Here is an 8,826-nt window from a genome sequence, read left to right as displayed (position 1 = left end):
GGTGGAGGCGCTGGGCGACGGCCGCTTCATCGGCACCGGGCCGTTCTACGGCGGCAACCGCATGCAGCTCGGGCCGATGGCGCTGCTGCGTCACCCGGGCGGGGTGCGCGTCGCCGTGTCCAGCCGCAAGCAGCAGGCGGCCGACCAGGCGATGTTCCGGCATCTCGGGGTCGAGCCTTCGGCCCAACGGATCCTGGCGCTGAAGAGCTCGGTGCATTTCCGCGCCGATTTCGAGCCGATCGCCGAGGCGGTGCTGGTGGTCGAGGCGCCGGGCCCGAACCTGGCCGACCCCGCGGCCCAGCCCTTCACCCGGCTGCGCGACGGCGTCCGCCTGCGGCCGCTGGGGCCGGCCTTCTTCCGGCGACGGTAAGAACCCGGTCGAGGATTGTTGCTTTGCCTCTCCCGCCGGACGCGGGAGAGGTCGACAGCGCGCGGCGCTGGCGGATGAGGGCTGATCCAGGCCTCGACAAAATCCCCTCACCCGGAGCCGCTTCGCGTCTCCGACCTCTCCCGCAAGCGGGAGAGGCAACGCGTCAGCGCCTACTCCGCCGGGGCGTGAGCGGCGCCCTTGGCCGGCGTGCCCTTGCCGCCGCGCCGAAGCCAGCGGCCGAGGGAGAGGGCGCCGTGGGTCAGGTCCTCGACATAGAGATACAGCACCGGGGTGATGTAGAGCGTCAGCATCTGCGACACGATCAGGCCGCCGACCACGGCCAGGCCCAGCGGCTGGCGCAGCTCGGCGCTCGCCCCCTGGCCGACGGCGATCGGCAGCGCGCCCATCAGCGCCGCCATCGTGGTCATCATGATCGGCCGGAAGCGCAGCGTGCAGGCGCGGTAGATCGCGTCGCGCGCGGTCAGCTTCTCGCTGCGCTGCGCGTTCAGCGCGAAGTCGATCATCATGATCGCATTCTTCTTGACGATGCCGATCAGCATCAGCACGCCGATGATCGCGATCACCGACAGGTCGGTGCGGAACAGCATCAGCGTGCCCAGGGCACCGATGGCCGCCGAGGGCAGGCCGGAGAGGATCACCAGCGGGTGGGTGAAGCTCTCATAGAGAATGCCGAGCACGATGTAGATCGTCAGCACCGCGCCGAGCAGCAGCATGCCCTGGTTCTGCAGCGACTGCTGGAACACCTGGGCGTTGCCGGCATAGGAGGTGGTGATGGTCACCGGCAGGTTGATCGCGGCCATGATCCGGTCGATCTCCGCCGTCGCGTCGCTCAGCGACTTGTCGCCGGCGACGTTGAAGGAGATGGTGACGGCCGGCAGCTGGCCCTGCTGGTTGACCGACAGCGGCCCGGCCGTGCGCTCCACCGTGGCGAAGGCGCCGAGCGGCACCAGGTCTCCGTTGGAGGAGTGGACATAGATCTTGTCGAGGGAATCCGCCGACCACGGTAAGGCGGGGTCGAGCTCGAGGATCACCTCATAGCTGTCGACCGAGGTGAAGATGGTCGAGATCTGCTCGGTGCCGAAGCCGCCATAGAGGGTCGAGCGCAGCGCGTCGCTGGTGACGCCCAGCTGGGCCGCCTTGTCGCGGTCGACCTTCAGCGTCGCCTGCAGGGCGCTGAGCTGCAGGTCGCTGACCACGTCCTGCAGCACCGACGATTTCCGCATCTCGGTCGTCATCCTGCCGGCCCAGCTGTACAGCTCCTGCTGGTTCAGCCCCTGCATCACGAACTGGTACTGGGCGGAGGAGGTGCGGCCGCCGACGCGCAGGTTCTGCACCGGCACCATGTAGCAGTCGATGCCGGAGACCTGGCCGAGCTGCCGCCGCAGGTCGGAGATCACGGTGTCGAGCGGCGGCCGCTGCTCCTTCGGCTTCAGCTGCACGAACAGCCGGCCGGAGTTCAGCGTGCCGCCATAGCCGTTGGTGCCGATGCTGGACACCACGTGGTCGACATAGGGCGACTTCCGGAACACGTCGCGGACCTGGCTCTGCAGCCCGGCCATGGCGTCGAAGGACACATCCTGCCGCGCCTGGGTGGTGACCAGGATCTGGCTCAGATCCTCGGTCGGGAAGAAGCCCTTCGGGATCGCCTGGAACAGCAGCATGGTGCCGGCGATGGTGCCGAAGAACACCAGCAGCATCACCGGGCGGTGCGCCAGGCACCAGCGCAGCGTGCGGGAATAGAAGCCGAGGATGGCGTCGAAACCACGCTCCAGCGTCCGGCCCAGCACGCCCTCCGGCTTCTCCTCGTCATGGCCGTGCAGGAAGCGGGAGCACATCATCGGCGTCAGCGTCAGCGAGACGAATGCCGAGGCGGCGATCGACATGGTCACGACGACCGCGAACTCGTTGAAGATCCGGCCGACCACGCCGCCCATCAGCAGCACCGGGATGAACACGGCGACCAGCGACAGGGTGATCGACAGGATGGTGAAGCCGATCTCGCGGCTGCCCTTCAGCGCCGCCTCGAAGGGCTTCATGCCCTCCTCGATATAGCGGACGATGTTCTCCAGCATCACGATCGCGTCATCGACCACCAGGCCGACCGAGAGCGTCAGGCCCAGCAGCGAGATGTTGTCGATCGAGAAGCCGCACAGATACATGCCGGCGACCGTCGCGATCAGCGAGATCGGCACCGTCACGGTCGGGATGATGGTGGCCGACAGCCGGCGCAGGAACAGGAAGATCACCATCACCACCAGGGCGATGGTCAGGCCCAGCGTGAACTGTACGTCCTCGACCGCCTGGCGGATCGAGGTCGACCGGTCGTTCAGGACGCTTATCTTCACCGAGGGCGGCATGTCGGCGCTGAACTTCGGCAGCAGCTCCTTCACCGCGTCGACGATGGCGACGGTATTGGCATCCGGCTGGCGCTGCACGGCCAGCACGATCGACCGGTTCTGGTCGAACCAGCTCGCGGTCTGGTCGTTCTCGACGGAATCGATCACCTTGGCGACGTCGCCGAGGCGCACCGGCATGCCGTTGGGCGAGGCGACGATCAGGTCGGCGAAGGCCTTGGCGTCGTACATCTGCGTGTCGGCCTGCAGGATCAGCTGCTGCTGCGGGCCCTGCAGGGTGCCGACCGGGGTGTTGACGTTGGCGGCGGCGACCGCCCTCTGGATGTCGTCGACGCTGATGCCGCGATGGTTCAGCGCGTCGGGGTCGACCTGGATGCGGACGGCGTATTTCTGGCTGCCATAGATCGACACCTGGGCCACGCCGCTCAGCGTCGACAGGCTGGGCGAGATCACCTGCTCGGCATAGTTGTCGAGTGTCGCCAGCGGCAGCGTGTCGCTGCTGACCGACAGCAGCAGGATCGGCGCGTCGGCCGGGTTGACCTTGCGGTAGCTCGGCGGCGACGTCATCTCCGGCGGCAGCTTGCGCTGCACCGCGGTGATGGCGGACTGCACGTCGGCGGCGGCCGCGTCGATGTCGCGGTTCAAGTCGAATTCCAGGGTGATGGTGGTCGCGCCCTGGACCGAGGTCGCGGACATCGACTGGATGCCGGCGATGGTCTCGAACTGCTTCTCCAGCGGCGTCGCCACCGAGCTCGCCATCGTATCCGGGCTGGCGCCGGGCAGGCTGGCCGAGACGTTGATCACCGGGAAATCGGTGTTGGGCAGCGCCGCGATCGGCAGCTGGCCGAAGGCGAACAGGCCGGCCAGCACCATGGCGCCCGTCAGCAGGGTCGTCATCACCGGGCGGCGGATGCAGAGCTCCGAGAGGTTCATGGCCGTGGCCTCCGCGCCCGGATCAGGTGGGGCTGACGGCGGAGGCGACGCCGTCGGCGCGCGGTGGCGTCGAGGTCGGCGTGCCGGCCGTCTTCTCGCTGATGCGGCTGCCCTGCATCAGCCGCAGCTGGCCCTCGGTCACCACCTTCTCGCCCGGCTTCAGCCCCTCGGCGACCACCGCGGTGTCGCCCACCGTCCGCGCCACCGTCACCGGCCGCACCTCGGCGGTGCCGTCGGGCCTGGCGACGAAGACGAAGGCGCCGTCCTGGCCGGCCTGCAGCGCCACCGTCGGCACGGTGATGGCGTTGTCCTGGGTGCCGAGCTGCAGCGAGACGCGCACGAACTGCCCCGGCCACAGGGCGAAAGCGGCATTGTCGAAAGTCGCCTTCAGCGGGATGGTTCCGGACCGGGTGTCGACCGTGCTGTCGATGAAGCTCAGCTGCCCGGTGGCGATGCGGCGTCGGCCGTCGCTGTCGAAGGCCTCGACCTTCGGCGGGGTCGGGCCGGTCATCGCCGCCCGGATGGCGTCCAGGTTCCGCTCCGGCACGGTGAAGGCGATGCGGATCGGGTTCACCTCGGTGATGGTGACCAGGCTGGTCACCGCGCCGCTGTTGGAATTGCTGCTGGTGGTGTTGGCCTTGACAAGGTTGCCGGCGGTGACCGAGACGACGCCCAGGCGGCCGGTGATCGGCGCCCGGATCTGGGTGTAGGACAGGGTCAGCTGCGCCTGGTCGAGATTGGCCTGGTCGGCGGCGACGCTGGCCTCCGCCCGCTTGGCGGCGGCGACCGCCAGGTCATAGGCCTGCTGCGAGACCGCGCCGGTCTTGACCAGCGGCTTGTCGCGCTCGACATCCCCCGCGGTCTGGTCGCGGTCGGCCTGGTCCTTGGCCAAGTTGGCCTGGGCCAGGGCGATCGCGGCCTTGGCCGGCTTGTCGTCGAGCGTGAACAGAAGGTCGCCGGCCTGCACGGTCTGGCCGTCGGCGACATGGACCTGCATCACCTGGCTGTCGATGCGCGAGCTGACCAGGACGGTGGAGATCGGCTCGACCGTGCCGATGGCGGAGATGGCGGTGGCGACGGATTTCTGCTCGACCGAGGCGGTGACGACCGGGATCGACCGCCCGCCGGTGGTCTTCGAGGATCCGGGCTGGCCGCCGGCCTCGGCGGCCTTGCCGCTGCGCTCGATCGCGTCCGCATTGCCGAAGCGCTGCCAGGCGATGGCCGCAATGGCGATGCCGAGGACCGCGACGACCCCCATAACCGAGCGCTTCATGGCCAGATTCCCGAAACCGGAACGCACCGGCTAAGGCCCACCCGCCCCCGGTGCCTGACCAACTTGTAAGACTTATGTGTAGTGCAATGGGGTTAATAATTTTCAATGCGACCGATGCGACGGAATGCAAAATGCCGCACGAGTAGAGGGCAGCCGGCGCAGCCGTAGCCGGGGAGAAAGAGGCGAAAGGGAGGGCGTCGATGGCCCGCGAGATCGACTCTTCGATCCCCCTTCTACGTCATGGCGAGGAGCGCAGCGACGTGGCCATCCAGGGGTCACCGCGAGCGGCCCTGGATGGCCACGCCCCTTCGGGCTCGCCATGACGGATCAATATTTCGGGCTGCTGAGCAATCCCTGGATCGCCGGGTCAAGCCCGGCGATGACAAGACCAAGGGAAGCGGGTCTAAAGCCGCCCGTTCACCGCGTCGACGAACACGGCGCGCAGGTCGTCGGCCTTGACCGGCTTGGCGTTGCTGCCGGTCGACGGGTCCGCCTCCGCCATCCGGCCGATCTCTTCGGCCCGGTTGTCGCCGATGCCGATCTCCTTCAGCGTGTGCGGGATGCCGATCTCGCGGCGCAGGTCCAGCACCCAGACCAGCACGGTGTCGAAGCTGGGCTTCGACAGGCCGATGGTGCGGCCGAGGCGCTCCATCCGGCTTTCGATGGCGTCGCGGTTGTGGACCATGCAGTAGGGCATCAGGATGCCGTTCAGCAGGCCGTGATGGGCGTCGTACAGCGCCCCGAGCGGATGGGCGAGGGAGTGGATCGACCCCAGACCCTTCTGGAAGGCGGTGGCGCCCATGCTGGCGGCGACCAGCATGTTGCCGCGCGCCTCCAGGTTCCGGCCGTCGCTGACCGCGACCGGCAGCCATTCCCGGATCAGCCGGGTGCCTTCCAGCGCGATGCCGTCGGCCATCGGGTGGAAGCCGGGGGCGCAGAACGCCTCCAGGCAATGGGCCAGCGCGTCCATGCCGGTGGCGGCGGTGACCTTGGGCGGCAGGCCGACGGTCAGCTCCGGGTCGGCGATGACCACGACGGGCAGCATCTTCGGGTGGAAGATGATGCGCTTCACATGCGCGTCCTCGTCGGTGATGACGCCGGCGCGCCCGACCTCCGACCCTGTGCCGGCCGTGGTCGGGATGGCGATCACCGGCGCGATCCTCGACGCGTCGGCGCGGGTCCACCAGTCGCCGATATCCTCGAAATCCCACAGCGGGCGGGACTGGCCGGCGTGGAAGGCGATGGCCTTGCCGGCGTCCAGCGGGCTGCCTCCGCCGAAGGCGATGACGCCGTCATGGCCGCCTGCCTTGTAGACGGCGACGCCGTCGGCGACGTTTCTGCCGGTCGGGTTCGGCTTGACGTCGCTGAACACCGCGGTCGGGATGCCGGCGGCCGCGTTGGCGGCCACGGCATCCGTGATCATCGCCAGCCTGGCCAGGCCGGGATCGGTGACCAGCAGCGGCCGCGTCAGGCCATGCGCCTTGCACAGGTCCGGCAGCTCCTTGATCCGGCCGGGGCCGAACTTCACCGCGGTCGGGTAGTTCCAGTTGCCTTTGAGCATCGTCGCCTTCATCCGCCCTGTCTTTGACCGCCTCTTGCTGTCATGCCCGGGCCTGACCCGGGCATCCAGAGGCTGTCGACATTTTCTGGATTGCCGGGTCAAGCCCGGCAATGACAATCAAAAAGAACAGGCAGCCGACCTACCCCGGCAGCCGCAGATGGAACGACTTCGGCCGGGTCAGGTAGTCGTAGCCGAGGGCCGAGAGGGTGCAGCCGCGGCCGGAATCCTTGACGCCGGTCCAGGCCAGGGCCGGGTCCAGGTAATCGCAGCGGTTCAGGAACCAGGTGCCGGTCGCCACCTGGTCGCCGATGGCGATGGCGGCGTCGACGTCGCGGGTGAAGACCGACGCGGTCAGGCCGTAGGGGCTGTCGTTCATCAGCCGCACCGCCTCCTCGTCCGACGCCACCTTCATGATGCCGACGACCGGGCCGAAGCTCTCCTCGGTCATCACCCGCATCGAATGGTCGACGCCAGTCAGGATCTGCGGCGCCAGATAGGGCGTGCCCGGCTTGTCCGCGGCGAAGCCCTTGGCGTCGATCAGGGCGCGGGCGCCCTGGCGCACCGCCTCCGCCGTCTGGCCGCGCACGAAATCGGCGGCCGAGGCCCGGACCATTGGCCCCAGCGTTGTCGCCTCCTCGGTCGGGTCGCCCAGCACGTGTTGCTTCGTCAGCTCGACCGCGCCCTCGACGAAGGCGTCGTAGACCGACGAATGGACATAGATCCGTTCGATGCCGCAGCAGGACTGGCCGGAGTTGAAGAAGGCGCCGTCGACCAGCGTCTCGACCGCGTGCTTCAGGTCGGCATCGGCGCGGACATAGCCGGGGTCCTTGCCGCCGAGCTCGAGCCCGACGCCGACGAAGCGGCCGGCCGCGGCCTCCTCGACCGCGCGACCGCCGGGGACCGAGCCGGTGAAGGCGACGAAGTCGACAGCGCCGCTGCCGATCATCTTCGCCGTGGTGTCGTGGTCGGCGTGGAGGTGCTGGAACACGCCCGACGGCAGGTCCCGCAGCGCCTCGGCGAAGCGCTCGGCGCAGAGCGGGGTCTGGTGCGAATGCTTCAGGATCACCGCATTGCCGGCCATCAGCGCCGGGACCACGGCGTTGACCGCGGTCAGATAAGGGTAGTTCCAGGGCGCGACGACGAAGACCGTGCCCAGCGGGTCGCGCCGGATGAAGCGGCGGAAGCCCTCCTTCGGCCCGACATCGATATCGGCCAGGGCTCCCTCGGCCACCGAGATCATGTAGCGCGCCCGCTCCTCGAATCCGCGCACCTCGCCGGGCGTGTAGCGGACCGGCCGGCCCATCTGCCAGGTGATCTCGCGCGCGATCTCCGGCCCCGCGGCGACGAAGGCATCGACCGCGGCAGACAGGAGGCGCGCCCGTTCCGACACCGGCACGCGCCGCCATTCGGCCTGGGCCGCGCGGGCACGGGCCAGCGCCGCCTCGGCCTCGGCCGGAGTGGCCAGCGGCCGCTCGACATAGATGCCGCCGTTCACCGGCGTGATGGTCTTCAGGATCTGGGTCATTCGGGGTCTCGGACTGCCTCTCTGTCGCGCGCATCCTGGGGCCATCGTCCCGGATTTTCCAAGAGGGATCGCCGCAACCCGGCCTCTCAGCCGTCCGACCGCCACTCGTGCCGCAGCCGGGTGATGATCCGGCGGCTGTCTTCGTCGACCGGGATATAGGCGACCAGCCGCAGGTCGGGCGCCTCCTCGACCCGGAACACGCTCTGCTCCAGCACCATCGGGCCGTGGCGCGAGGTGAAGCGCTTGACCGGGTCCGGCCGCCGCGTGACGTCCTGCTCCGGCCACCAGCGGTGGAAGTCGTGGCTGGCCTGGTCCAGCCGGCGGATCAGCGCCAAAAAGGCGGGGTCGTCGCGATGGCGGCCGAACTCGACCCGGAAGCGCGCGAGCATGCCGCGCGCCTCCGTCTCCCAGTTCGGGATCGCGGCGCGATGCGGGGGGCTGGCGAAGACCAGCCACAGCATGTTGCGGTCCGCCTCCGGCAGCAGGGCCAGGTCGCCAAACACCGCCGACAGCGCTGTGTTCCAGGCGGCGACGTCGAGGCAGGCCGTGGCCAGATAGGCCGGGCCGTCCACCGCCTCCAGCATCCGCCGCAGGGCCGGGGTGACGCCGATGCTCTCCGCCGGGCGCTCCGGCGGCGGCCGGTCATGGGCGAGGGCGAAGAGATGGGTGCGCTCGGTGGCGTCCAGCCGCAGCGCCCGGGCCACCTGCTCCAGCACATGGGCGGAGACCTGGATGGCGCGGCCCTGCTCCAGCCAGGTGTACCAGGTGACGCCGACGCCGGCGATCTGC

6 protein-coding genes are annotated in these 8,826 nt (G+C 69.2%); 1 reads left to right on the top strand and 5 read right to left on the bottom strand.

The window, feature by feature from the left end:
- Window positions 1–370: MlrC C-terminal domain-containing protein (locus tag P409_RS18325; protein ID WP_193366504.1), on the top strand; the 370-nt coding region annotated here is incomplete at its 5' end.
- 170 nt (window positions 371–540) lie between these two features.
- On the opposite strand, the gene P409_RS18320 is transcribed toward P409_RS18325, so the two are convergent.
- The 5 genes from P409_RS18320 to P409_RS18300 form a co-directional block, all read right to left on the bottom strand.
- A complete protein-coding gene (locus P409_RS18320; protein ID WP_034840912.1) occupies window positions 541–3,678 on the bottom strand; it encodes an efflux RND transporter permease subunit in 3,138 nt (1,045 codons plus the stop codon).
- A 22-nt stretch (window positions 3,679–3,700) separates the two neighbouring features.
- On the bottom strand, window positions 3,701–4,951 hold the full coding sequence (locus tag P409_RS18315) for an efflux RND transporter periplasmic adaptor subunit (RefSeq protein ID WP_081991607.1): 1,251 nt from the start codon (window positions 4,949–4,951) through the stop codon (window positions 3,701–3,703).
- Between the two features lie 403 nt (window positions 4,952–5,354).
- Window positions 5,355–6,524: an iron-containing alcohol dehydrogenase gene (locus tag P409_RS18310; RefSeq protein ID WP_034840909.1), complete on the bottom strand. Its 1,170-nt coding sequence runs from the start codon at window positions 6,522–6,524 to the stop codon at window positions 5,355–5,357.
- A gap of 127 nt (window positions 6,525–6,651) precedes the next feature.
- A complete protein-coding gene (locus P409_RS18305) occupies window positions 6,652–8,037 on the bottom strand; it encodes an aldehyde dehydrogenase family protein (protein ID WP_034840906.1) in 1,386 nt (461 codons plus the stop codon).
- Window positions 8,038–8,123: 86 nt separating this feature from the next.
- Window positions 8,124–8,826, bottom strand: a 703-nt coding sequence (locus P409_RS18300) for a helix-turn-helix transcriptional regulator (protein ID WP_034840903.1), incomplete at its 5' end; no start/stop codon positions are given.

Source organism: Inquilinus limosus MP06 (assembly GCF_000767795.1).
GTDB lineage: Bacteria > Pseudomonadota > Alphaproteobacteria > DSM-16000 > Inquilinaceae > Inquilinus > Inquilinus limosus_E.
This window is presented reverse-complemented; position numbering and strand designations above follow the sequence as displayed.